Raw genomic sequence first — 23,343 nt, forward strand, 5'->3', positions numbered from 1 at the left:
GCGCCCGCATCACGATGGGCCCTCAATCCCCCGTGCTATTGGGAAACGCAACACCTTCGCGCCAGCCTTCAGCTCATCGAGATGGTCGCTCCACCATTGGGCCATCTGCACGCGCTCGTCCCAATAGTTGCCGCGATTGTAGATGCCTCGGATCGCGTTGCTGTCGCCATGCGCGAGGGCTCGCTCGATCGCGTCGGGGTGCCACTTGCCGCTCTCATTCAGGAAGGTCGAGGCGGTCGAGCGGAAGCCGTGCGCGGTCACTACGTCGGGGCCATAGCCCATCCGCCGCATTGCCAGGTTGATCGAGTTATCGCTCATGTATTTCAGGTGCGATTGCTGGGCGGGAAACATCTTCTCGAAGCCGCCAGTGTGGCAATGCAACTCGCGTAGCAGGAGCATCACTTGGTCCGACAATGGGACTGCGTGAAGGCGTCTTAGCTTTGTCCGCTCGGCGGGTATGTTCCAGATCCTTTGGCCCCAATCTATCTCAGACCACTGCCCCATCCGCATCTCGCCGGGACGGGTCATGATATGGGGCAATATCTGCATGGCGATGCGCACCAGAGGCGTACCGGTGAACTCATCGATGTCGCGCAGCAGCTGACCGAATTGGTTGGGGTCCAGAATGGCCGCGCGATGGGTGACGATTGGGGTTGCCAAGGCGTCGCCTAGGTGAGCCGCAGGGTCGCTCTTGCAGAGCGAGCAGGCGATCCCGTGCCGGAACACTCTGCTGGCCAGTGCGCGGGTTCTATTGGCGCTCTCGCGGTGTCCCCTTCGTTCGATCTTCTTGAGGCTTTCGAGCACCTCGACCGGCTCGATATCGTTGATCGGGTGCCGCCCGATGTCGGGCTCAAGTAGCGAGATATACCAGCGCGCTTTGCGAATGGTTGATGCCGCCTTCCCGCTGTCTTCCATGCGCACTTTGATGAAGTCTTCGGCGACGCTCTTGAAGCTGTTCCCGGCATTCATTCGCGCGAGACGCTTCTTCCGTTTGCGCTCCAAAGTGGGATCGATTCCGTCGAGAACCTTGAGCCGCGCCACGTCCCTCCGCTTGCGCGCATCGGCGAGGGAGATGTCCGGCCATGCGCCCAGGGCCATCCGCTTTTCTCTTCCGGCTATGCGAAACTTGTATCGCCAGAGCTTCGAACCGTTCGGAAACACCTCCAGATAGAGGCCTTTTGAGTCGGTTTTCCGAAATGACACGCTTTTCGGGCGTAACCTACGGATTTCTTGAGCTAAAATCGGCATTTGGGGGCATGACCTTTCTGGTTGGCGTTATGCCCCCTTTCATGCCCCCAAATGGTGATAGACGTGGGGGCATGACGCGGGACAAAGCGGGAACATCAGAAAGTTACAAATACCCCAAAAACCGCTGAAAATCAACGGTTTCGGGACGATTTTGGAAGAAGCTCTGGTGCCGCTTACGTGACTCGAACACGTGACCCCATCATTACGAATGATGTGCTCTACCAACTGAGCTAAAGCGGCACATTCTCATCGAAGAGAAGTGGAGGCCCGAGCCGGAATCGAACCGGCGTGCAAGGATTTGCAGTCCTCTGCGTAACCACTCCGCCATCGGGCCTCGCCCGACCTCTCGGAACGGGAAGCGGCCCACTAGCGATTCTGCGCTGGCATTGCAATCGCCTTTGCTCGACCTGCCTTCCGTAACGTCAGTCTGGACGAAGGCGCGGCCAGCGGCAATGAAGCGTGCATGAGCATTGCCAGCCTGATCGATCCGATCACTCCCGATGGCGGTCACACCCGCTTCGACAACCTCGACCACTGGTTGCAGGGACGCACGCTGTACGGCGGCGCCTCGGCACTGATCGCCTATACGGCGGCCGTCCGCGCCTTTCCCGACCTGCCCCCCTTGCGCGCCGCACAGGTGGCCTTCGTCGCCCCGACTGCGCCCGAAGCGGAATTGCGCCGCGAGATCGTGCGCCAGGGCCGCAATGTCGCGCAGGTGCGCAGCGAGATCTGGTGCGAGGGCAAGTGCACCCTTACCGCCTTCTGGCTCTTCGGCACTTCGCGAGAGGCGAATGCGACCCACCCGGCCGCACCGATTGCCGACTGGCCCGGACCGCCCGAGGAAGCGGAGACCGCCATGAAGGGCAAGGGCCCCGCTTTCATCCAGCACAATTTCGAAATCCGCCGCGCGCAGGACATTCGCGGGCCCGGCGATCCGGTCGTGCGTCGCTGGGCGCGGCTGGAGGACCGCGAGGGCCTCGATCCGGTGAGCGAGCTCATCCTGCTCGGGGATGTCATGCCGCCGGGCGCCATGCGCGCGATGAAGCGCCAGGGCCCGATCAGTTCGATCAACTGGTCCTTCAACCTGCTGGAGCCTGCGCCGACGACGCGCGACGGCTGGTGGCTGTCCGAAAACGCCAGCCAGCACGCGGACGACGGCTATTCGTCGGAACGGCTGCGGCTGTGGAATGCGGACGGCAAGCAGGTGCTCGACGGAATGCAGAGCGTCGCCATTTTCGGGTGACGAAGGCGACAGTGTGTCGCCTTCGGTTTTGCACCTCAAGGCACTGAAAACAGAGCGATAATCCGATGCAGGTCAGGGTGACACCCGCGCGCCCCGTTTTCACTCGCCTCATTCGGCGCCTGCCTCCCCATCCTCCTCATACCGCAGCTCGAGTTCCGCATCGGCGTCCTCGAGCCAGCTTTCCGGCCCATGCTCGACCCGGTCGGCAAGCTCACGCACTTCGTCGGGTTCGTAGGCATAGGCGGGATGGTCGGCCCACTCCGGCCGGCGCACGAAGTGGGACCGCATGGCGAGCAGCCCCAGTGTCAGGCGTTCGTCGAAACGGCGCGACGTGCCGATCAGTTCACCCTTGTGGTAGTGCGGCACTTCCACGCCGTTCAGCGCGCGGTCGAGCGCGGCTTCGGCAAGCACGTCGAAACGCTGGACGAAGGCGGCTTCCCACCCCTTGTCGAACGGCTGTCCGCGCAGGCGCGCCCGCAATTTGTAGGCGGACTGGCGGCTCATCCCGACCGCCTGCGCGGCGGCAGTGACATTATGCGTTGCCGCCAGTTCGCGCAGGAACGCCGCCTGCCGCGCGGGCGTCCACCCGTCGTGGCGCTGGGTCTCGATAACAGGGGAGGAAGTTCCGGGCGCGGCGAAGGCTTTGCCTGCCGGCACGAGCGATGCGATGGGCTGATGCTTGGTCATTCACCAGGATAGGGCAAATTCCGCGCGAGTAGGAAAGGAGCTAGGTTTCCGAAAACTTTTCATCGCTCCCGGCTAGAAAATCGATGTCCGCTATCGCAGCAATCTGTAAAACACGGGAACGTCCGGGAATGGGTGGGAGGCGGACGGTCTGCTTCTCGATCGTGAATGCTCAGATGCTACCGGCTGACTGACGGTTTGATGGCGAGGACTCCTTCGCCAAGGTCAGGACCAAGGAATTATCCTGCCCGACGCATTTCCAGGAAACGGTCGGTACGCTCTGCCACGGATTTTCTGTCCAATGCATCTTCCAGTCGCGCTATTGCGGTGATTGCATTGCCGGCTTCAGCATTCAGATCCGCAGCTGCCAAGTCCAGAGCCTCGAACAGCGGGCCAAGTTCTTCCGAAAGAGCCTTGCCTTTCTCAGTCAGCACCAAATTGGACCGTCTGCCGTCTTTCTCGTCAGCGATTGAGGTGACGAGCTGAGCAGCTTCGAGAGACTTCCTCGTCACACTGACGGAGACATGCGAGATACGGAGATAGTCCGCGATCTCGGTTACGCTCATCGCTTTCCCGCTTCGCAAGCAGTTGAATACCGGGAACCAGCGCTGCTCAAAGTCGATACCCAACTTCACGTAGATCGACTTCGCATCGCGATCGATCCTGTCGCTAAGCCGCCGAAGACGGCCGCCCAAAGCCAGGGCGCCGTATTTCTCAACGCCATCCTCGTTGCGCTGCTGCGCTCTTTCGCTGACCTCACTTGACATATCCGTAATCACTTACACAATTATCCGTAACTGGCTACAGATTGACTCGATGCCGGAAAATATCAAGAGGAAGTCTTCGTCAATGCAATTTGCAAGAACATGTCGACGCGGAGCGCTTGCGCTTGGCGGCGGGCTTGCCACGACCTTCGCCTTGGCAAGCTGCGCAAGTCTGCGCAGCCATAGCGGCGGGTTGGCCCATCACTCCCAACGGCTGGTTCGTACCATGGACCTTAGCGGGGCAGTGCTGCTTGCCCACGGTGAACATGTCGAGTTTGCGGAAAGCTATGGAGTGGCGGACAGGAACCACGGTCGAAGCAACACTATCGATACGAAGTTCAACCTCGCATCCATTTCAAAGATGTTCACGGCCGCATGTATTCTGCAACTGGTCGAAGCCGGCGCAATCTCTCTTGATGATACCTTAGACAAATATCTGCAGAACTACCCCAATCGCGACGCAGCCCAGCGTGCAACTATTGCGCATTTGCTGATGCACAGGTCCGGTATTGGCAACTATTGGCAGAGGTTGGAAGAGCTGGAAGGCCGGCAACCTGACAGTCACAGTGCCTATCTGCCCCTCTTTGCCGACATCCCGCTCGAGCACGAGCCGGGCAGCGCCTTCTCCTATTCGAACGGCGGTTATATCGTTCTCGGACTGATCATCGAAACTGTGACCGGGAAGAGCTATTACGAGCACGTCCAGCAAGCGGTCTTCGACAGGGCAGGAATGGCGAGCACGGGCAATTGGCGGCAGGATGACAATGTCTCCGGTCGTGCAACGCCTTACATGCGATCCGAGGAAAAGCCGGGCGAATGGGTCGACTGCAGCAGCCGGCTGGAGCCGCGCGGCAGTGCGGCCGGCGGGGCCTGGTCGACAGTTGGCGATATGCACCGTTTTGCCGTCGCGCTTACGCGCAATCGCCTGCTCGGCTCGGAGATGACCCGGGCGTTTCTGCAAGGTCGCTCAGAAACACCAGTTGGCAATTACGGTTATGGGATCATCGAGAAGAACCTGAATGGAACCCGTCTGATGGGACATTCGGGCGGCCACTACGGGGTCGCATGTGAACTGATGATGTTTCCCGACCTGGACACCACATGTGTTGTGCTCACCAATGGTGACGTGGACGGATATTGGGATACCGAAGCATTTGCCCATGAGCTAATTGCAGGTCCCACAGAGAAGACACGCAACTACCACTTCACACAGGATTTGATCGAGCTCACCGCCTTGAAGGGCATCGCAGCCGGTGTTTCCTACGCGGAGGCGCGGAGCGACGGCCGCAAGGCGCGCGAAGGTGTGATCGATCTTGCGGCGTTCAGATACATTCATCGCAGCCGAAACGCTGTTGGGATCGACCTGCTGCAGCTCAATCGCACTCTCCATCCTGACTCCGATTACGCGATCTACCGGCTTGCCGATGGCTTGCGCGTAACCGGTCAAAGCGCGACAGCCCTGGCCATGTATCGTACCTATTTGGAGCGGGTACCTGGCGATGCAGATGCCGAAGCTCGGATCGAAGAGCTGTCCAGAATTTGACCGAAGTTGTGCGACCCTGACGAGGCAATAGCTGCCTGCACCTTTCCGCACAGACCATGTCCGCTTCCGGGCACGCGATTTACGGCTTGAGTGTCCGCAACCGGGTCGTCAGCTGCCCGTCCGTCCGCCGCGGCGAACGGACGGGCTTCGCCTGCGGGCTCAGTGATCGCCAAAGTGGACGATGCCGAGGTTGTTGCAGTCGAGGTCCGGGTTCCACTGCGCGTACAGGCCGCTCGGATTGCTTTCGTACAGCCAGATATGCAGGTCGTAATGCGGCATGAAACCATGGGCTTCGTCCTGCGGCGTTGCCGGATCGTCGGCCATGTAGTCGTATTCGCGGCCGCGGAATTTCGGCGCCTGCTTGGTTTCGGCATGCCATGCCTCGGCAAAGACCAGAAGTTCGATGCCGACCAGCTTTTCGCCGCCGTGGCCATCGGGTGCGTAAAGGAGGATCGGCGGAGGATTGACGCCGGTATAGGTGCCGGTTCCGTTCACGCGCCCGTCCACGGGCGGGGTCAGGCCGAGAAGGTCCGGGCGGACATAGTGGAAGCCCATCGCGCCCAGCGTCGGGTGGACTTCGCAGGCTGAGGTTTTGATGTACCCCTGGTCCATGGCGTATTCGACGCTCTTGTAGGGCTCGAGCTGCCGGGCGAGTTGCTGCAGCGACTGGTCGGGCTGGTCGCGCGGCACTTCGGCAAGGGCGTTTGTCGCAAGGGCGACGGACATCAGGGCGCATAGCTTGAGTGGTTTGGTCATTTCGATCTTCCCATTTGTGGTCAGGTTGCGCGCCCGTTCTTCTTTGGTCTTGTTCTCCGATTCGCGATGAAGCGACTGGCAGCTTCGGCTTTTATCTGGCGGGTCGCACCTGCCAGTTCTCGTGGACGATCTCGCGCGATATGAGGCCGTCGCGCATGTGGAACACGTGGACGAGCCGCAGCGCGACCGGGCTGCCGATGGGGACCGGTGCGCCGTCCATCCCTTCGCCTGCAAGCGTGCAGTGGACGAGCATGTCGTCGACCACGCGATCTTCGGTGGCGAACCGTTCGAAGGGGATCAGTTCGACGTCCTCGATCGCTTCGAACATGCGGCGATAATTCGCCTCGATTGCGGCTTTCCCTTCGAAGCGCAGCCCGCGCGCGGGGAATTCCTGGACGATGTCGTCGGTATAGAGCGACAGGATCGCCGCCGGGTCGCGCGCCTCGTTTTCGATATGCGCCGCCACCGTCGCCAGATTCTGTTCGATCGTCGCCATGCCCTATCCCCAGTTTGTTGCCGGAGATAATAGACAGAATGTCTGTCTAATGGCAAGTGCGGCTTATGAGTGAAGCTCTCGAACCCCGCATTGGTCGCCTGCTGAGCCAATCGTACGGCGTCTGGCAAAGGCTGACTTATGCCGATCTCGCGGACCGAGGTTTCCCGGAAGTGAGGCCTTCGCACTCGCCGGTTTTCCGGCACATAGACGAAGGCGGCACGCGGATCGTCGACCTTGCAGAGCGTGCCGGCATTACCAAGCAGAGCATGACCTATCTGGTTCGCCAGCTCGAGGGTAAGGGCCTGGCGGAAATCCGCGAGGATCCGGCAGACGGGCGCGCGCGACTGGTCGCCCTCACCGGTCGGGGCGAGGCGGCATCACAGGCGCTGGTTGAATCGAGCTTGGCTCTCGAAACCCGGTTCGCCAGCCAGTTGGGAAACGCAAAGCTGGAAAGCCTGCGCACAGTGCTGGCAGAATTGCAGGGCTGGAATTTCGGCGAAGAGGACTGACGCGGGACGCCGAGCCGCACGGGTGCGCCAGCCCCGCCCTTTACACGTCGGTGAACTTCGCGGGGCGTTTCTGCATGCCCGCCATGACCGCCTCGACCTGGTTGGGCTTGCGCATGATGGCGGCCTGTTCGACGCTTTCTTCCATCAGGATATCGTCGCCCGGTTTTTCCAGCATGGCTTCGGACAGGCGCTTGGCGCCGCGGATCGCCTCGGGATTGCGATTGGCGATTTCATTGGCGATGTCGTTCGCCTTGCCGAGCGGGTCTTCGCTGACGAAGGTCGCGAGGCCGTATCCTTGTGCCTCCTCGCCGGTGAATTCGCGGTTGGTGTAGACCAGTTCGCGCAGCACATCGTCACGCACCAGACCGCGCCACAGGTGATAGCCGCCCATGTCGGGCACGAGGCCCCATTTCATTTCCATGATCGCCATGCGGCTGGCGGGGTGGACGACGCGGATATCCGCCCCGCTTGCGATCTGCATGCCGCCGCCGAAGCAGACGCCGTGCACGGCCGCGATGACCGGCACCGGGCACTTGCGCCAGGTCATGGCGACTTCCTGGAAGGTGTTCGCATTGCCATGCGTGCGCTCGGTCAGGGGCTTGCGCTCCCCATCGGGCGCGGCGGTGAAACTCGACACGTCGAGACCGGCGCAAAAGCTGCGGCCTTCGCCTGCCAGAACGACAGCGCGCAGGCCCTTCATCGTGCGCAATTCCTCGCCCGCGGCGATGATCGCTTCGAACATCGCCGGGTCCAGCGCATTCATCTTGTCCGGACGGTTCAGGCGGACCTGGGCAACGCCGTTATCGGCGAGTTCAATCGTTACGCGTTCGCTGGACATGACACTCCGCAAGGTTTGGCTGATTGGAGCGGCGACCTTGCGACATGGTGGTTGCGGTGTCCAGCATGGACCTGCGCTCGCGGGCGAAAGCGGGGAAGGTGGAGCGCGCTTCGGTGCAGATGAAATAGCCCCCGTCGGGATGGGTCTGGACCAGCCAGCCGAGGCCCGAGACGGCCAGCTTGGCCCGGAGACGCGATACGTGCACTTCTAGCGAATTGGTTTCGGGTTCGTGGCGCAGGCGCCAGACGTCCTTGAGCAAGGCTGGCTTGTCGACCCTTTGTCCGGGATCGGCGGCCAGCCGCCACATCAGCGCGAATTCACGCGGGTGCAGCCCGATCCAGCGGCCGTCGACATAGGCATCGCGATAGAACAGGTCGAGCCGGACGGGGCCAATGATCCGGTATTGCGGGATCATCTCTCCCAGCCCTTCGAGCTTGAGCATGCGCGCGCCGAGTTCGACCATCGCGACCTGGCTCGACAGGGCATCTGCAAAGCCTTGCTCGAGGAGGCTCGCGCGAGTGTCGGCATCGTCGGCCCCGACGATGACTGCGCATTTTCTATCGGCGACGAGTTTCCAGTCGGGACAACGCCCCCCGATTCGCCAGTCGACCAGCAGCGGTTGTCCCGCGATCGTGTCGTCGGCCCTGAACGCAGGCGTCATCCGCCAGTCGAGCAGGCGCAGGTCCCACCTGCCGGGCGGACTGGTAGACATGGACAGCCAAGTGAAATTGGGTTGCGACACGGCCTTTCTCCTAAGGCCTCCCATCGACTTACCCAATATGAAAGGTTTATGCCTTGTCCAATCGGGACGAATACCTAGCGGGCGTGCTCGGCCAGGAATCGCTTCACGTTACGCGCCGCCTGCCGGATGCGCTGCTCGTTCTCGACCATGGCGATGCGGACATATCCCTCGCCCTCCTCGCCGAAGCCCACGCCGGCCGCGACGGCAACTTCGGCATGCTGGAGCAGCTGCTTCGAGAACTCGAGGCTGCCCATATGTTCGAAACCGGGTGGCAGCTTGGCCCAGGTAAACATGCTGGCAGGCGGTGTAGGGATCTCCCAGCCCGCCCGGGTGAAGCTTTCGACCATGACATCGCGGCGGGCCTGATAGCGCGCGCGGTTCTGGGCGATCACGTCTTCCGGCCCGTTGAGTGCGGCACAGGCAGCCGCCTGCACCGGTGTGAAAGCGCCATAGTCGAGATAGCTTTTCACGCGCGTCAGCGCCGCGATCAGTTTCTGGTTGCCGACGCAGAACCCGATCCGCCAGCCCGCCATGGAAAAGGTCTTCGACATGGAGGTGAACTCCACCGCGACATCCTTGGCACCCGGCACTTCCAGGATCGAGCGCGTCGGTTTCCCGTCATAGTAAAGTTCCGAATAGGCGAGGTCGGACAGCACCCAGACCTCGTTCTTCTTGGCCCAGGCCACCAGCCGTTCGTAGAATTCGAGATCGACCGTCTCGGCCGTCGGATTGCTGGGATAGTTGCACACGAGCACGGTGGGGCGCGGCACCGTATAGGCCATCGCATTGTCGAGCGCGCGCCAGTAATGTTCGTCCGGCGTCGTCGGCACGCTCCGGATCGTCGCCCCAGCGATTATGAAGCCATAGGTGTGGATCGGATAGGCCGGGCTCGGGGCAAGTATCACATCGCCCGGCGCGCTGATGGCCGTCGCCATCGAGGACAGCCCCTCTTTCGAGCCCATCGTGACGACCACTTCCCGTTCGGGATCGAGTTCGACCCCGAAACGGCGCTGGTAGTAATTCGCCTGGGCGCGGCGCAGGCCGGGAATGCCCTTGGACTGCGAATAGCCGTGCGCATCGGGCTTGGCCGCGACTTCGCACAGCTTGTCGATCACGTGCTGCGGAGGCGGCTGGTCGGGATTGCCCATGCCGAGGTCGATGATGTCGCGACCCGCCTGACGTGCCGCGTGGCGCATCGCATTGACCTCTGCGATGACATAGGGCGGCATACGTTTGATGCGGTAGAATTCGTCGGACATTCATTGCTCCTGCGACGCCGGCCGAAATGCTGGCCGAAAGTGATTTGCGTCGTCACATTGATTACCTATTCACGATGCAAGCGCAAAGCCGCTCGCTATCACAAGTGTGCGAATTATCGTGTAAGTGACTAAAGACGCGCTTCGACGCCAGAGGATTGCCATGACCGATACGCCCGATCCCTTCACCAATATGTACGAAGGCCCTGCCAAGCTGATGCGGGCCATGTTCGCGCCGATGATGGGAACGATGGACGCGGCAAAGGGGATCGACGGCGCGGTATCGCCCGAAGATGCAAAGCATTGGGCAGAGGTCGGGGCCAAGCTGCAGGCCATGTGGCTGCAATACCAATCGGAACAACTCTCCAACCCTCAGGCGCTGGTGCCCTATTTCGATCCCGCGCGCTGGATGGCGCTGGCTACCGACTGGTACCAGAAAATGCCGCTGGCGCAGGCGGAACAGCAGAAAGCCCTGATGGAAGAGGGCATGCGCCTGTGGGAAGACGTGCTGGGCCAGTATGGCCTTGGCCCCAAGGCAGCGGAAAAGCACGGCGGCGAGGTCGAGCTGCCGCGCAAGGATCGCCGCTTCGCCGACGAGAAATGGCGCGCCCATCCCGCTTACGCCCTGATCCACCAGACCTACCTGTTCCTGGCCGAACGCGTCGCGGAAATGGTCGAGAAGGCGGACAATCTCAATCCGCAGCAGCGCGAGCAATTGCGCTTCACCACCAAGGCCATCACCGAAGCGGCGAGCCCTGCGAATTTCCCGCTGCTCAATCCGGTGGTGATGGAGCGCACGCTGGAAACCCGCGGCGATAACCTCGTCAAAGGCATGGAGCACATGCTGGCCGATATGCGCCGGGGCCAGCTGTCGCACACCGATGCGAGCGCATTCACCCTGGGCGAGAATATCGCCACCACGCCCGGCAAGGTGGTCCACGAGACCCCGCTCTACCAGCTGATCCAGTATTCGCCCACGACCGAAAAGGTCATGGAAACGCCGCTCATCATCTTCCCGCCGTGGATCAACCGGTTCTACATCCTCGATCTCAACGCGAAGAAGAGCTTCGTGAAATGGGCGGTCGACCAAGGCGTGACCGTTTTCATGGTCAGCTGGAAATCGGCCGACGCCAGCATGAAGGACGTGATCTGGGACGATTACGTGCGCGCACAGATCGACGCGATCGACCATGTGCGCGAGCGGCTTGACGTGCCGAGCGTCCATGCGATCGGCTATTGCGTTGCCGGAACCACGCTGGCCGCCACGCTGGCGATCCTCCACCGCCGCGAGCAAGAGGACAAGGTCAGGAGCGCGACCTTCTTCACCGCCCAGGTCGATTTCGAAAAGGCGGGCGAGCTGCTCAACTTCATCGACGACCAGCAGCTGGCCGCGATCAAGGGCCTGTCGCCCGACGGCTATCTCGACGGGCGCTACATGGCCGCGACCTTCAACCTGCTGCGCGGCACGGACCTGATCTGGAATTACGTGGTCAACAACTACCTGCTGGGCGAAGACTATCCGGCTTTCGACCTGCTGCACTGGAACGGGGACGTCACCAATCTTCCCGCCAAGTGGCACCAGCAGTATTTGCGCGACCTCTATCGCGACAACCGCCTGGTCGAAGGCGACGCGCTGACGGTCGACAATACGCCGGTCGATCTCGGCCGGGTGAACACCCCCACCTATGTGCAGGCGGGCAAGGAAGACCACATTGCGCCGGCCGAAAGCGTCTGGCGGATCACCGAACATTTCGGCGGTCCCTTGCGCTTCGTGCTGGCCGGATCGGGCCATATCGCAGGCGTGGTCAATCCCCCCTCCTCCGGCAAGTACCAGTACTGGACCAATGACGGTTCCCCCCGCAGTCTCGCCGAATTCCGCGAGGGGGCAGAAGAGCATCCGGGAAGCTGGTGGCCGGACTGGATCGACTGGCTGCGCGAACAGGACGGCGAAACCGTGCCTGCGACTGGCAAGCGAAAGCCGGGCGGAAAGGGCGACAAGGTCATAGAAGACGCGCCCGGACGCTACGTCGCCACCCGCTGATCGCGGTATAACCTGCTGAAAACACGCCTCGTCGCGACTTATTGTGCACTGCACAAAAAATCCTTGACTTCGCAGTTGCAATGCCTATTTTGTGCACTGCAACAAAACGAGGTTTCCCATGGCTGACAGCCAGAGCAAAATTGACGCCGCCGCAGAGAAGGCATTTGCCGACGCAGCGGAAAAGAAGGCTGCTGATGCGGCCAAGGGCGAAGTGAACGTGAAGGCCGTTGAAAAGGCAGTCGAAGCGGACACGAGTGCACCGGTCAAGACCGACAAGGTCGCCAAGGCCGTTGCCGCACCTGCAAAGAAGAAGCCGGTCGCCAAGAAGAAGGCCGCTCCGGCCAAGGCCAAGAAGGTCGCTGCCAAGAAGGCACCGGCCAAGAAGAAGGCCGCTCCCAAGAAGGTCGCCGCCAAGAAGGCAGCGCCTGCGAAGACCAAGGCCGCAGCCAAGAAGCCCGCGACCGCTACCACCCCGATTTCCAAGCTGAAGGATACCATCATGGCCACTGCCAAGAACGCAAAGACCACCGACTACACCGCCAAGGCTAAGGAAGTTGCTGCCGACGTGCAGACCCGCGCCAAGGCCGCTTACGACAAGGGTGCCGAAATGACCCAGGACGTCGTCGAATTCCAGAAGGGCAATCTCGAAGCTCTCGTCGAATCCGGCAAGATCCTCGCCAACGGCATGCAGGACATGGGCCGCACCTATGTCGAAGAAGCCAAGTCGGCTGCAGAAACCGTCCAGGGCGACGTCAAGAAGTTCGCTGCGATCAAGTCGCCGACCGAACTCTTCCAGCTCCAGGGTGAAATCGCACGTCGCAACTTCGACGCGATGGTTTCGACCACTTCGAAGAACACCGAAGCCATGGTCAAGCTGGCCAACGAAGCTTTCGCTCCGCTTTCGAGCCGCTTCAGCCTCGCTGCCGAAAAGGTCCGCAAGGCTGCCTAAGGCAAACTGACTTCAATCCGCCGGGCTCTCTCTCCTCTCTCCCTCGCCCGGTGGTTGGACAGGACGGGTCGGACGACATCACTGTCGTTCGGCCCGTTTCCTTTTTCGCGCCGCAAGTGCGCGTTTCGACGTTTTCTTAACCCGCGACGGCGCACGGGGAGACTGACGCCTTGCGATTTGGTGAAACGATACGATATTGCCGCTTCTGATGACCGACTACACCGCCCTCCACGCTATCCGCGCCGCTAATGGCGACGACGACGATACCCGCGAGGGCGAAGGCCAGACCGGTCTCGCGACCAAGACCCGCGCCAAGCCCAAGAAGCCGAGCCAGTACAAGGTCCTGCTGCTGAACGACGATTACACGCCGATGGAATTCGTCGTGATCGTGCTGAAGCGGTTCTTCCGCATGAACATGGAAGAAGCGACCCGCGTCATGCTCCACGTCCACCAGAAGGGTGTCGGCGTCTGCGGCGTCTTTCCCTATGAAGTGGCCGAGACCAAGGTGAACCAGGTGATGGATTTCGCCCGCGAGAACCAGCATCCGCTGCAATGCACGCTGGAAAAGGCCTGACAGCCATTCCTTTCCTCATTTCCGGTAGGGCATGACGTGCGGGTAATTTCTCGCTAGAGCCGCCCGCAACGCCCAAGAAACCGGAAACCGCGTGCTCAATTTCCTACCCGCCATCGACCGCTACATCTTCCGGCTGGTGATCGTGCCGATGCTGGGCGTCTTCGCCCTCGCGGCATCGCTGCTCACGCTCGACAAGATGCTGCGCCTGCTCGATTTCGTGGCGGTGGAAGGCGGGCCGATCGGTGTCGTCTTCAAGATGCTGGCGACGCTCGTTCCCGAATATGCCAGCCTCGCGATCCCGCTGGGCCTGCTGCTCGGCATCCTCCTTGCTTTCCGCAAGCTCGCCACCACGAGCGAGCTCGACGTCTTCCGCGCGGTCGGCCTCAGTTACGGCCGCCTCCTGCGGGTGCCCTACATCATCACCATGGTCTTCATGGCCATCAACGTGGCGCTGGTCTTCTTCGTCCAGCCCGTCAGCCGCTTCACCTACGAACGCCTCGAATACGAGCTTCGCTCGGGCGCGCTGGGGGCATCGATCAAGGTGGGCGAGTTCACCACGCTCGCCGACCGCATGGCGCTGCGCATCGAGGAAAGCGAAGACGACGGCCGCCGCCTGATCGGCATTTTCGCGCGCGTCGCCAATGACAAGGGCCAGGTGCTGTCGATCTCTGCGCGCGAAGGCTCCTTCCTCGCCACGACCGACGATCCCGACACGATCATCTTGCGCCTGACCGAGGGAACGATCATCCAGGACACCGGGGGCCAGACGCCCCGTGTGCTGACCTTCACCCGGCACGACCTGCCCATCGACCTGCCCGCGATCGAGGAATTCCGCGCACGCGGAGAGGACGAGCGCGAATATATCCTGCCCGAACTCCTTCGCATCGGCTGGGCCGACAATCAGACCGAGGACAAGCGCGACGCCAGCCAGGCCAGCTTCAATTTCCGCTTGGTCGAAGTGGTGATGATGGCGCTGATGCCCTTGCTCGCCGTGGCACTCGGCATACCGCCCAAGCGATCGACCAGCGCGCTGGGCGTCTTCCTGTCGATCATCATGGTCGTCGCCTATCACAAGATAAACCAGTATGGAGAGGACGTGGCCGCGCTTGGCCTTGCCGATCCGATCCTGGCCTTGTGGGGACCATTCGTGGTCTTCGCCGCGCTGATATTGTGGATGTACTGGCGCGTGGCCTTCGTGCCGGGCGGGCAGGCGATCGGCGCGCTGGAGAACTGGTTCGCCAAGATTTCCAAGAAGATCGGCAAGCTGTTCAGGCGCAAGCGCCGACACCATGTCCACACGGACGACGATCTGGCGGCGGAGGGCTGATCGGTGCAACTCGACTTCTTCCCCTCGCGCACGCTGACGCTCTACCTCGCGAAACTGTTCGTGGTCCGCATCCTGGCGGTGCTGGTCATGCTGGTGCTGGTGCTGATGATGCTCGACCTGCTGTCGAACAGCGGCAAGATCCTGGCGGTCGAAGGCAATGGCCAGGGCGAATTGCTGACCTATGCCAGCCTCAGGATACCGCAGCTGATCCAGCGCTTCCTGCCCTATTCGGTGCTGCTGGCAACACTCATCTCGCTGGTCACGCTTAACCAGAACAGCGAGGTTATCGCCATGAAGGCGGCCGGATTGTCCGCCCACCAGGTGCTTGCCCCGCTGCTGCTGACGGCGCTGGTCGTCGCCGGCTTCAGCTTCGCCTTCAACGAGCGTCTGGTGACGCGCGCGACCGCGACCCTCAAGGCGTGGGAAGCGGCGGAATACGGGCCTATCCCGGAAGAATCGAACGTGCGCGCCAATGTCTATCTGACCGATGGCGAGAATGTGATGACCGCGGCCCAACTGGCCGGACGCGGCAATGCCATCGCCATGCGCAAGGTCACTTTCTATCGCCGCAATGCAGAAGGGGCGATCCTCGAACAGATCGTCGCGGACCGCGCCACCTACGCGGCGCCGGGCTGGAAGCTGGAAGGGATCGAACGCTTCGAAGTGGCCACGGCCAATTACGCCACGGGTGACGAGATCGTCGTGGGTGAAGGCCTCACCCCCGACCAGATCGACCTTGCCCGGATCGATCCCGATGCCGTGCCCTTCTGGGAGCTCGGCCCGACCATCGACGCCTATGAAGAAGCAGGCAGGCGCACAGGCGAAATGCGTGCGAAGTGGTGGCACAAGCTGTCCGGCCCGCTGTCTTCATTCCTCATGCCGCTGCTCGGCGCAGTGGCCGCCTTCGGACTGGCGCGATCGGGTCAGCTTTTCGTGCGCGCACTGATCGGCATGGCACTGGGCTTTGCCTATTTCGTGGTCGACAACGCCGCGCTGGCGATGGGTAATTTCGGCGGATATCCGCCCTTCCTCGCAGCCTGGGCACCCTTTTTCCTTTTCCTCCTGATCGGTGAAACCGTCCTGATCCGGACCGAGGAATGACCGGCTGGAGCATCCGGCTCGCAAAGCCGGAAGATGCCGAGCACCTGCCAGCCATCGAACGCGCGGCAGGAAGGCTATTCCTCGAGGTCGAAGGCCTGTCCCGCATAGCGAGTATGGACCCGATCCCGGCGGACGCGCAGCACGCCATGATCCGCAAGGGGCATTGCCTGGTGGCCGAAAGCGACGGGCGCATCGTCGGCTTCCTTTCGACCCAGCCGCACCGCCGCGAACTGCACATCCGCGAGCTTTCGGTCCATCCCGACATGCAGGGGCAGGGGATCGGCGCGGTGCTGCTGCGGGCCATCGGCGTCGATGCGCTCAACAGCGGGTTTGCCGCGCTCACGCTGACGACCTTTACCGACGTCGCGTGGAATGCGCCGTTCTATGCGCGGCTTGGCTTCGAGACGGTCGAGGACGTCGATGCCCATCCGCGCTTGAAAGCCGATATCGAGCAGGAGGTCGCGCTAGGCCTCCCGCGCGAGCGACGCTGCGCGATGATCAGGTTTTTGAGCTGAGGGCAATCAGCCCTTGCGGCCACCCATCGTGCTGCGGGCAATGCGGGCTACCAGCACGCCCATGCCGGCGTGGTTCGCACCGTGATACGTCGATTCCGTGCCCAGTTCGCGCACGAGGCGGCGGTGCGCTTCGGGCAGCGAGTGGTAGGGCATCGACGGCATGAGGTGATGCAGCGCGTGATAGCGCAAGCCCACCGGCGCCCATATTTCGGCGATCACGCCCGGCGGCGGCACATTCACGCTGTCGAGGAACTGCGCGGTGACGGTCATGGCTTCGCCCTCGTTCTCCCACAGATGCGCGACCAGCGTGCGCAGCTGGTTGAGCAGTGCGACGACGGATGCAACGCCCAGGGCGAAGAGCAGCGGTTTCCAGCCGAAGGCGAAGACGCTGCCGATCAGCATCCACGACCAGATGAAGCCGCCCAGCTCCAGCAGCATGACCCGCGGACGCAAGTCGCCTTCGGGCGGGCGACGGCGGAATTCCGGATTGATCGCCAGTGCGCTGGCACGCTGCCAGGTCAGGCGGCGGATCGGCGGGATGATCGCGCCCAGCGGCACGAGCACAGCAAAGCGGAACAGCAGTGCCACCGGCGCAAGGATCGCGATAATGACGAACAGCGGCAGGCTCCACGGCTTCATCAGGGCTAGAGGGAGGTATTCCGGATCTTCGACCGTGCCGTATTGGGTCCGCTTGTGGTGCAGCGTGTGCACCTGCTCGTACATGAAGGAGGGCGTCAGCATCGGAATGCCAACCAGCGCATTCCACGCTCCGCGGAAACCGGGGAGCGCCCCGTTCCGGAAGTGCGAGATTTCGTGGATGAACAGAAGTGCACGATAAAGCGCCAGCACCGAGACGATCGACAGGACGACTGCCAGGGCTGTGCTCTGCGTAAGGATGGCCCCTGCAAGCGAGGCGTAACCCAGCAACGCCGAGCCGACCATGTCGGTCCAGTAGATCGAAGCACGGTGTTCGGCGATATCCTTGGTCAAATCGCGCGCACCGCGCAGCATCGCCTTGTCGTCGGCGATTTGCGAATGCCAGCCGCGCATATCGCGCGAAGGCGCAGGATTTGCAGCAGGAATTGTCTGTTCAGCGTTCATGGTCGTTTCCTGGGGGGAGCCTTAGTGGATCGGCGCGAAAAATGACAGTCTCGGGTCTCGATCATAGTGATCGACCGCGCGCGATTCCTTGACAAAGATCATGTGCCATACGCAGGGCTAACCCCGGCTGAACAAGGGAAGTGCTGCGTGGCTGACCAGAATATCGTGATCGTAGAGGCAAATGACAAGAAAGGCCGCGCTGCCTTTGTCGACCTGGGGCGGGACTTTGCCGCGCGGGAGCCGCATTTCGTCCCGCAACTACGCTCCGAGCAGCTGGAGCTGGTCAATCCGGCGAAAAACCCGTTTTTCGAACATGCCGACGTCCAGCTGTTCATTGCCCGCCGAGACGGAAAGCCCGTTGGACGGATTTCGGCCCATATCGACCATCTCGCCCTCGAACTGCCACGCGAACAGGGCATGGGACCCGGGACCGGCCTGTTCGGCTATTTCGATGCCGAGGACGAGGCCGTGGCCATCGCCCTTCTTGCCAAGGCCGAGGAATGGCTGCGTTCACGCGGGATGACGCGCGCCCTCGGCCCGATTTCCCTGTCGATCTGGGAAGAACCGGGGCTGCTCGTGACCGGCCAGGACCATCCGCCGATGATCATGATGGGGCACCATCCGGCGCATTATGCGCGGTGGATCGAACAGGCAGGATTTAGCGAGGCGAAGCGCCTGCTCACCTACGATCTCGACGTGCAGCAGGAATTCCCGCCCCTGATCCGCCGCATCGTCAAATCGGGCGAACGCAACGAGCGCATCCAAGTGCGCAAGGTCGACAAGTCGAAGTGGGACGAGGAAGTCGAGACGATCCTCCATATCCTCAACGATGCATGGTCGAAGAACTGGGGCTTCATCCCCTTCACCGAGGCCGAGATCGCCCATGCGGGCAAGAAGCTGAAGCCGATCATCCATGAAGACCTCAACATGGTCGCGGAACTGGACGGCAAGCCGGTCGCGTTCATGCTCACCTTCCCGGACATCAATCGCCCGCTGAAAGAAATCGGCGGCAAGCTGCTGCCGTTCGGCTGGTTCAAGCTGCTGCGCTGGCTCAAAAAGCCCAAGCAGGCCGATATGCGCGTGCCGCTGATGGGCGTGCTGAAGGAACTGCACAACTCGCGCCTCGCCAGCCAGCTTGCCTTCATGATGATCAGCGAAATCCGCGATGTGGCCGCGACCAAATACAAGGCCCGCCGCGGCGAGATCGGGTGGATCCTCGATGACAATCAGGGAATGAAGGCGATCGCCGACGCAATCGACAGCCGGGTGAACCGCGAATACGTGGTCTACGAAAAGGCTCTGTAACCCCGGAATCGTTGCGCCGGGGCAACTATGCGCCTGATTGTGTTGCCGGTGGGAACCGGTTGGCCGCTTCGACCTTTCGAGATTAGGCGCCGAATTCACGGGCCTATCAATCGGGACCGAACATCATCGCACGCGCGCCATCATCTACCTGCAAAATGCCAGAACATGTCCTTGTCGTAGAAGACGAGGCCATTCTTGGCGTGATGCTGGAAGACGCGCTCGAGGCTGCGGGGGTCAAACAGGTGGAAATCTGTTCGACGACCGACACGGCGCTCGAGGCTCTGCGCCGCAAGCAGCCCGACGCGATCGTCCTCGACGTGCACCTCGCCGACCGCGACGACGGCTGGGCCATAGCGGAGCTTGTGAAGGCACTGGGTCCCGACAGCCCCCGGATCATCTTCTCGACCGGCCAGCCCAAGGACATTCCCGAACACATCGCCGAAATGGGCAGCGTTCTCGAAAAGCCCTACGATCCGGCCGTACTGGTCGACGTGCTGTGCCAGCCCGAAAAGCGCGGCATGATTTCGCGCCTGCGTGGCGCCTTGCGCCCCGGCTGATCTTTCCCATTCAATCTACCAAGAACTGACGGCAGGTCAGACCAGCCTGTCTTTCTGCCGGTTTGGGAAACCGCCAAGAAAAAAGGCCTCCGCTCTCTTGGAGCGAAGGCCTTTCGGGATCGTATCACCAGCCGCTTGGACGGGAGGGGGGTCTCGGCGGTGACATAGTAGAAATGTCTCGACGGGAATGGGGTTCCCCACCCCGCAAATTTTTTTCAATTTTTTTTACTGCCCATTCAGACGAAGGGTCGATGCCCCTTTTCGGACCGCTCGAAACTGGCGAATTTCGCCGCCTTGGCCATGTCCGGGACACAGATTTCGCGGGAGCTCCATTCGACCAGCCCGTCGCGATCGAGCGATTTGATCGTCCGGTTCGTGTGCACCAGCGACAGGCCCAGCATGTCCGCGATCTGGGACTGGGTGATGGCCATGGACAGCTTGTTGCCATCGCGCGCAATGCCGGTGGCAAGCGCACGGTCGAGCAGCCACGCAGCGAGGTAGACGACCCGTTCGCGCGCGCTGCGCTGGCCGAGCGAGACGATATGCCCCTCCAGCGCATTTTCTTCCTTGGCCGCCAGCCAGGTAATGTCGAAGCCGAGCCGGGGGTGTTCCTTGATAAGGTGCACGAAGTCGGAGCGGCGGAAACGGCACAGGCGCAGCGGCAGGACCGCCTCGATCGAATGGCTCAGCGCTTCGTCGAACGCACCCTGCAGACCGACCAGGTCGCCAGGGAACATGAAATTGATGATCTGGCGGCGACCGTCCTCCAGCTCGAGATAGCGGATGGCCACGCCGTCGAGGATCGTGAAGAGGTGATCGGTTTCCTCACCTTCCTTCAGGACCACGTCGCCACGCTCGAAACTTACCTCGGCCTGTTTGACCGTCTGCATGTAAGCCTGCTGCGCATCGTCCAGCGGGCGCAGGCCGGGGCAGTCCTGGAGCGGACATTCCTGACAGGCGTAAGGCTCTGCAATTTCGAACATCGGCTTTTCCGCACCCACTCCCTGATGGTCGACTTCGTCGCGCCGATTGAAACATTTGTCAAACAGCATGATTTCCGGGTCGGAGCTAGGAACCGTTCTCGTGGCGGCGCGTTCAATGCGCGCAAACCACGGAAGGGGTTATATGTCGCTTGGTGACCAAATCGCGAAAAACCTGCCTTACCTGCGCCGTTATGCGCGGGCACTTACCGGATCTCAGGCAACCGGTGACGCGTTCGTACGCGCAACCTTGGAGGCCGCTCTGGCAGACGACGACCTGAAGGCGTCGCTGGAGGGTGGCCGCGTCCCCCTCTATCGCGCATTCAACAAGGTCTGGTCGAGCGCCTACCTTGATGTTCAGGAGCCTTCGGGCGACGGTCACGAAGGTGCAGCGCAGGATCGACTCAAATCGATCACACCGCTCAACCGGCAGGCCCTGCTGCTTACGACGCTGGAAGATTTCTCCGTCGAACAGGCCAGCGAGATCATGGAAGTCGAACCTTCCGAGATCGAAAGCCTGGTGCAGGAAGCGGTCAGCGAAATCGATCGCGAAAGTTCGACCAGCGTTCTCATAATCGAGGACGAACCGCTCATCTCGATGCAGCTGGAAGATCTCGTCACGTCGCTGGGCCACGAAGTGTGCGGCACTGCCGCTACCCGTACGCAAGCCCAGGAAGTTGTCGCCCAGAAAACGCCTGGCCTGGTCCTCGCCGATATCCAGTTGGCCGACGGTTCGTCGGGCCTCGATGCGGTCGACGACATCCTGGCCATCGACAGCGTGCCGGTGATCTTCATCACCGCCTATCCCGAGCGCCTGCTGACAGGCGATCGTCCCGAACCGACGTATCTGGTGACGAAGCCGTTCCAGGAACAGACGGTGCGTGCCGCCATCAGCCAGGCCCTGTTCTTCGGTTCCAGCCGCCCGCTCGGCTGACAGGACACAACGCCAATCAAAAACGCCGCCCGGACCATCGTCCCGGCGGCGTTTTTTGTGCGTTGTTGCGGCTGGATCGTGGGCGGCAGGACGCTTGTAGGACCTATTCCTTTTCGAGTTGGGCGGGGGGGCTCCGCAGCGCGAACTCGCTCGGTTCGCGGACCGGCACGAGCAATTTGCAGCGCACGCCCGTAGGCAGGAAATCCAGTTCCACCGGGTGGCGCAATTCGTGTGCGACGATCTTCTCGATCAGGTCCGTGCCGAAGCCGCGCTTGGTCGGCTCGGTCACGCGCGGCCCGCCACTTTCGGACCAGTCTATCCTGGCAAGATTTTCGCTGATGAGCGTCCAGACGATCGCGACCTTCCCGCCGCCCGTACTCAGCGCGCCATACTTGGCAGCGTTGGTCGCCAACTCGTGAAGCGCCAGGCCGAGCGAGAGCGCATCATTGGGCGCAAGCTCGACTTCCGGCCCCTCGATCACAAGCTCGTGATCCTGGTCGTTTACGTAAGGGGCGAGTTCCACCTCGATCACTGACTGGATCGGCGTGGTCCCCCACTCGGACTGGGTAAGCAGGTCGTGCGTAGCCGACAAAGCCCGAATTCTCTGGTCGATGCCCTCCGCAAATTCATCCAGATCCTCTGCCCTGCGGCGCGTCAACGAAACGATGGAGAGCACATTGGCGAGGGTATTCTTCACGCGGTGATTGAGTTCACGCGTCAGCGAATTGCGGATCGAATTCTGTTCGGCGAACCATTCAAGCGACTTGCTGTCTTCCTGCGCTTGCTGGGTCAGGAGGCGCGCGACGATCAGCAGGAGGCTGGCGACCGCTAGACCGAACAGCAGGGTGATCATCGAAAGCGGCGACAGCGTATTGTCGCGGACTGCCTGAACGACGATCCGCATTTCCCGTCCTGCGAGGTCGACCTCGCGCTCGATAAACGGGCGATCGGCAACCCAGCCCCCGCGTTCCGCGATAAGGAACCGGCCCTCGTCCCCCACGTCGAACAATCTGATCGGAGTCTCCTCGATCGACACCAGTTCTGCAGCCGAGGTCAGAAACTGCTCCGCGTTGAAAGGGCTGTAGACGAAGCCTTTCAGGCTGCGGTTGCTGACCCCGCCCTCGAAAACAGGCATGTAGATAAGGAAGCCCGGGCGCTCTTCTCCGCCTTCCTGCAAGAGGGTTACGCGCCCGGTAGCCGTCGGCCGCCCGGTACGCGTCGCTTCGTCCAGCGCCTTGCGGCGTACCGGTTCGGAATACATGTCGAATCCGATTGCCCGCCTGTTGCGCAAGGTATCGGGCTGCAGGAACATGACCGGGACCAGCTGCTCGCGCGGATTACTAACCAGGCTCGGAGTGATCCGGACCGAATAAAGCTTGCCTTCGTTCAGTATGGCCTCGGTTGCTGCTATCTCCCCGGCTCCGATCGCCGGGGCCCAGCCGATCCCTTCGGCGCCGCGATAATCGGAATCGAGCCTGAGTTCGGCCACGAACTGCCTGAAGGTCTCCGCATTGACCTGCTCCTGCGAACCGAACAGGGCGCCTGCTGCCCTGAGGAATGCGGAATTGGAATAAGCCCGCCGTTCGATCGCAAAGGCCATTGCCTGCGCTTTCCGGTTCAGGTCCGCTTCTTCGCGAATGCGCTGTCCGCTTTCGATTGCGAACACACTTAGCGCTGTGACCGCGGCGACCAGGGCAAAAATGGCGAGAGGCACGGCGCGCGGGTAGTCGACCAGCCACCGCTGGCGCACCTTCTTGCGCATGAGTTTGTCCTCAACCACCTCTAATTCCCGTCTCGTATTGCGGTCTGCCCCCTAATATCCCTCGGGAAAGGGTTGGTTCCGGACGATTGGCCGTGTGGCATATTTATATTGTCCCGTG

At 61.8% G+C, this 23,343-nt stretch carries 23 protein-coding genes and 2 tRNA genes; 12 read left to right on the top strand and 13 right to left on the bottom strand.

Annotated elements, in window-relative coordinates:
* Positions 1-9 precede the first annotated feature (9 nt).
* From LCM24_RS03800 to LCM24_RS03810, 3 genes are all read right to left on the bottom strand, one after another.
* Positions 10-1,248, bottom strand: a complete 1,239-nt coding sequence (locus LCM24_RS03800; RefSeq protein ID WP_224802810.1) for a tyrosine-type recombinase/integrase — start codon at positions 1,246-1,248, stop codon at positions 10-12.
* Positions 1,249-1,412: 164 nt separating this feature from the next.
* A tRNA-Thr gene (locus LCM24_RS03805) sits at positions 1,413-1,488 on the bottom strand.
* Positions 1,489-1,508: 20 nt separating this feature from the next.
* A tRNA-Cys gene (locus LCM24_RS03810) sits at positions 1,509-1,582 on the bottom strand.
* A 129-nt stretch (positions 1,583-1,711) separates the two neighbouring features.
* On the opposite strand from LCM24_RS03810, the gene LCM24_RS03815 reads away from it, so the two are divergent.
* Positions 1,712-2,491 (top strand): acyl-CoA thioesterase, encoded by a 780-nt coding sequence (locus LCM24_RS03815; RefSeq protein ID WP_090476237.1) that lies wholly within the window; start codon positions 1,712-1,714, stop codon positions 2,489-2,491.
* A 108-nt stretch (positions 2,492-2,599) separates the two neighbouring features.
* On the opposite strand, the gene LCM24_RS03820 is transcribed toward LCM24_RS03815, so the two are convergent.
* Complete coding sequence (locus tag LCM24_RS03820) at positions 2,600-3,178, bottom strand: hypothetical protein (protein ID WP_224802811.1); 579 nt, start codon at positions 3,176-3,178, stop codon at positions 2,600-2,602.
* A 236-nt stretch (positions 3,179-3,414) separates the two neighbouring features.
* On the bottom strand, positions 3,415-3,942 hold the full coding sequence (locus LCM24_RS03825) for a MarR family winged helix-turn-helix transcriptional regulator (protein WP_224802812.1): 528 nt from the start codon (positions 3,940-3,942) through the stop codon (positions 3,415-3,417).
* A 223-nt stretch (positions 3,943-4,165) separates the two neighbouring features.
* Here LCM24_RS03825 and LCM24_RS03830 point away from each other — a divergent pair, with 223 nt between their 5' ends.
* On the top strand, positions 4,166-5,482 hold the full coding sequence (locus LCM24_RS03830; protein ID WP_224802813.1) for a serine hydrolase domain-containing protein: 1,317 nt from the start codon (positions 4,166-4,168) through the stop codon (positions 5,480-5,482).
* 159 nt (positions 5,483-5,641) lie between these two features.
* Here LCM24_RS03830 and LCM24_RS03835 read toward each other — a convergent pair whose 3' ends face one another.
* Complete coding sequence (locus tag LCM24_RS03835) at positions 5,642-6,238, bottom strand: hypothetical protein (protein WP_224802814.1); 597 nt, start codon at positions 6,236-6,238, stop codon at positions 5,642-5,644.
* 91 nt (positions 6,239-6,329) lie between these two features.
* On the bottom strand, positions 6,330-6,734 hold the full coding sequence (locus LCM24_RS03840; protein ID WP_224802815.1) for a nuclear transport factor 2 family protein: 405 nt from the start codon (positions 6,732-6,734) through the stop codon (positions 6,330-6,332).
* Positions 6,735-6,799: 65 nt separating this feature from the next.
* Between LCM24_RS03840 and LCM24_RS03845 the strand changes: the two genes are divergently transcribed.
* Complete coding sequence (locus LCM24_RS03845; protein WP_224802816.1) at positions 6,800-7,243, top strand: MarR family winged helix-turn-helix transcriptional regulator; 444 nt, start codon at positions 6,800-6,802, stop codon at positions 7,241-7,243.
* Between the two features lie 40 nt (positions 7,244-7,283).
* Here LCM24_RS03845 and LCM24_RS03850 read toward each other — a convergent pair whose 3' ends face one another.
* The 3 genes from LCM24_RS03850 to LCM24_RS03860 all read right to left on the bottom strand — a co-directional run bounded on the left by LCM24_RS03850 (position 7,284) and on the right by LCM24_RS03860 (position 10,082).
* Positions 7,284-8,081: a crotonase/enoyl-CoA hydratase family protein gene (locus LCM24_RS03850; protein WP_224802817.1), complete on the bottom strand. Its 798-nt coding sequence runs from the start codon at positions 8,079-8,081 to the stop codon at positions 7,284-7,286.
* On the bottom strand, positions 8,056-8,793 hold the full coding sequence (locus LCM24_RS03855; RefSeq protein ID WP_224802818.1) for a winged helix-turn-helix domain-containing protein: 738 nt from the start codon (positions 8,791-8,793) through the stop codon (positions 8,056-8,058). The genes LCM24_RS03850 and LCM24_RS03855 overlap by 26 nt, the downstream gene beginning before the upstream one ends.
* A gap of 104 nt (positions 8,794-8,897) precedes the next feature.
* Positions 8,898-10,082 carry an LL-diaminopimelate aminotransferase gene (locus tag LCM24_RS03860; RefSeq protein ID WP_224802819.1) on the bottom strand — a complete coding sequence of 395 codons (1,185 nt, stop codon included), beginning with the start codon at positions 10,080-10,082 and terminating at the stop codon, positions 8,898-8,900.
* A gap of 160 nt (positions 10,083-10,242) precedes the next feature.
* Between LCM24_RS03860 and LCM24_RS03865 the strand changes: the two genes are divergently transcribed.
* The 6 genes from LCM24_RS03865 to LCM24_RS03890 all read left to right on the top strand — a co-directional run bounded on the left by LCM24_RS03865 (position 10,243) and on the right by LCM24_RS03890 (position 16,586).
* Positions 10,243-12,120, top strand: a complete 1,878-nt coding sequence (locus LCM24_RS03865) for a PHA/PHB synthase family protein (protein ID WP_224802820.1) — start codon at positions 10,243-10,245, stop codon at positions 12,118-12,120.
* A 118-nt stretch (positions 12,121-12,238) separates the two neighbouring features.
* Positions 12,239-13,069, top strand: coding sequence for a phasin family protein (locus LCM24_RS03870; RefSeq protein ID WP_224802821.1), 831 nt, complete (start codon positions 12,239-12,241; stop codon positions 13,067-13,069).
* Positions 13,070-13,277: 208 nt separating this feature from the next.
* The gene (gene clpS, locus LCM24_RS03875) at positions 13,278-13,643 is read left to right on the top strand and encodes an ATP-dependent Clp protease adapter ClpS (protein WP_224802822.1); all 366 of its coding nucleotides are present in this window, start codon (positions 13,278-13,280) and stop codon (positions 13,641-13,643) included.
* 91 nt (positions 13,644-13,734) lie between these two features.
* Complete coding sequence (locus tag LCM24_RS03880) at positions 13,735-14,970, top strand: LptF/LptG family permease (RefSeq protein ID WP_090476262.1); 1,236 nt, start codon at positions 13,735-13,737, stop codon at positions 14,968-14,970.
* Positions 14,971-14,973: 3 nt separating this feature from the next.
* Positions 14,974-16,071, top strand: a complete 1,098-nt coding sequence (lptG, locus tag LCM24_RS03885) for an LPS export ABC transporter permease LptG (protein WP_090476264.1) — start codon at positions 14,974-14,976, stop codon at positions 16,069-16,071.
* Positions 16,068-16,586, top strand: coding sequence for a GNAT family N-acetyltransferase (locus LCM24_RS03890; protein WP_224802823.1), 519 nt, complete (start codon positions 16,068-16,070; stop codon positions 16,584-16,586). Before lptG ends, LCM24_RS03890 begins: the two co-directional genes overlap by 4 nt.
* A 6-nt stretch (positions 16,587-16,592) precedes the next feature.
* Here the strand turns inward: LCM24_RS03890 and LCM24_RS03895 are convergent, their stop codons facing one another.
* The gene (locus LCM24_RS03895; RefSeq protein ID WP_160595542.1) at positions 16,593-17,687 is read right to left on the bottom strand and encodes a fatty acid desaturase family protein; all 1,095 of its coding nucleotides are present in this window, start codon (positions 17,685-17,687) and stop codon (positions 16,593-16,595) included.
* A 147-nt stretch (positions 17,688-17,834) separates the two neighbouring features.
* Here LCM24_RS03895 and LCM24_RS03900 point away from each other — a divergent pair, with 147 nt between their 5' ends.
* Complete coding sequence (locus LCM24_RS03900; protein ID WP_224802824.1) at positions 17,835-18,992, top strand: GNAT family N-acetyltransferase; 1,158 nt, start codon at positions 17,835-17,837, stop codon at positions 18,990-18,992.
* A 155-nt stretch (positions 18,993-19,147) separates the two neighbouring features.
* Positions 19,148-19,549 (top strand): response regulator, encoded by a 402-nt coding sequence (locus tag LCM24_RS03905; RefSeq protein ID WP_224802825.1) that lies wholly within the window; start codon positions 19,148-19,150, stop codon positions 19,547-19,549.
* 236 nt (positions 19,550-19,785) lie between these two features.
* Here LCM24_RS03905 and LCM24_RS03910 read toward each other — a convergent pair whose 3' ends face one another.
* A complete protein-coding gene (locus LCM24_RS03910) occupies positions 19,786-20,601 on the bottom strand; it encodes a Crp/Fnr family transcriptional regulator (RefSeq protein ID WP_224802826.1) in 816 nt (271 codons plus the stop codon).
* 73 nt (positions 20,602-20,674) lie between these two features.
* Between LCM24_RS03910 and LCM24_RS03915 the strand changes: the two genes are divergently transcribed.
* On the top strand, positions 20,675-21,463 hold the full coding sequence (locus LCM24_RS03915) for a response regulator (RefSeq protein WP_224802827.1): 789 nt from the start codon (positions 20,675-20,677) through the stop codon (positions 21,461-21,463).
* Positions 21,464-21,566: 103 nt separating this feature from the next.
* On the opposite strand, the gene LCM24_RS03920 is transcribed toward LCM24_RS03915, so the two are convergent.
* Positions 21,567-23,243, bottom strand: coding sequence for a CHASE domain-containing protein (locus LCM24_RS03920; protein WP_318247357.1), 1,677 nt, complete (start codon positions 23,241-23,243; stop codon positions 21,567-21,569).
* Positions 23,244-23,343: the final 100 nt, after the last annotated feature.

This window comes from Qipengyuania aquimaris, assembly GCF_020171965.1.
In the GTDB taxonomy this organism is placed as follows: domain Bacteria; phylum Pseudomonadota; class Alphaproteobacteria; order Sphingomonadales; family Sphingomonadaceae; genus Qipengyuania; species Qipengyuania aquimaris_A.

Bases quoted from the DNA above. Each gene is read 5' to 3' on its own strand.
- LCM24_RS03800 (WP_224802810.1), bottom strand. From the start codon at position 1,248: ATGCCGATTTTAGCTCAAGAAATCCGTAGGTTACGCCCGAAAAGCGTG.
- LCM24_RS03815 (WP_090476237.1), top strand. From the start codon at position 1,712: ATGAGCATTGCCAGCCTGATCGATCCGATCACTCCCGATGGCGGTCAC.
- LCM24_RS03820 (WP_224802811.1), bottom strand. From the start codon at position 3,178: ATGACCAAGCATCAGCCCATCGCATCGCTCGTGCCGGCAGGCAAAGCC.
- LCM24_RS03825 (WP_224802812.1), bottom strand. From the start codon at position 3,942: ATGTCAAGTGAGGTCAGCGAAAGAGCGCAGCAGCGCAACGAGGATGGC.
- LCM24_RS03830 (WP_224802813.1), top strand. From the start codon at position 4,166: ATGGACCTTAGCGGGGCAGTGCTGCTTGCCCACGGTGAACATGTCGAG.
- LCM24_RS03835 (WP_224802814.1), bottom strand. From the start codon at position 6,238: ATGACCAAACCACTCAAGCTATGCGCCCTGATGTCCGTCGCCCTTGCG.
- LCM24_RS03840 (WP_224802815.1), bottom strand. From the start codon at position 6,734: ATGGCGACGATCGAACAGAATCTGGCGACGGTGGCGGCGCATATCGAA.
- LCM24_RS03845 (WP_224802816.1), top strand. From the start codon at position 6,800: ATGAGTGAAGCTCTCGAACCCCGCATTGGTCGCCTGCTGAGCCAATCG.
- LCM24_RS03850 (WP_224802817.1), bottom strand. From the start codon at position 8,081: ATGTCCAGCGAACGCGTAACGATTGAACTCGCCGATAACGGCGTTGCC.
- LCM24_RS03855 (WP_224802818.1), bottom strand. From the start codon at position 8,793: ATGTCTACCAGTCCGCCCGGCAGGTGGGACCTGCGCCTGCTCGACTGG.
- LCM24_RS03860 (WP_224802819.1), bottom strand. From the start codon at position 10,082: ATGTCCGACGAATTCTACCGCATCAAACGTATGCCGCCCTATGTCATC.
- LCM24_RS03865 (WP_224802820.1), top strand. From the start codon at position 10,243: ATGACCGATACGCCCGATCCCTTCACCAATATGTACGAAGGCCCTGCC.
- LCM24_RS03870 (WP_224802821.1), top strand. From the start codon at position 12,239: ATGGCTGACAGCCAGAGCAAAATTGACGCCGCCGCAGAGAAGGCATTT.
- clpS (WP_224802822.1), top strand. From the start codon at position 13,278: ATGACCGACTACACCGCCCTCCACGCTATCCGCGCCGCTAATGGCGAC.
- LCM24_RS03890 (WP_224802823.1), top strand. From the start codon at position 16,068: ATGACCGGCTGGAGCATCCGGCTCGCAAAGCCGGAAGATGCCGAGCAC.
- LCM24_RS03895 (WP_160595542.1), bottom strand. From the start codon at position 17,687: ATGAACGCTGAACAGACAATTCCTGCTGCAAATCCTGCGCCTTCGCGC.
- LCM24_RS03905 (WP_224802825.1), top strand. From the start codon at position 19,148: ATGCCAGAACATGTCCTTGTCGTAGAAGACGAGGCCATTCTTGGCGTG.
- LCM24_RS03910 (WP_224802826.1), bottom strand. From the start codon at position 20,601: ATGCTGTTTGACAAATGTTTCAATCGGCGCGACGAAGTCGACCATCAG.
- LCM24_RS03915 (WP_224802827.1), top strand. From the start codon at position 20,675: ATGTCGCTTGGTGACCAAATCGCGAAAAACCTGCCTTACCTGCGCCGT.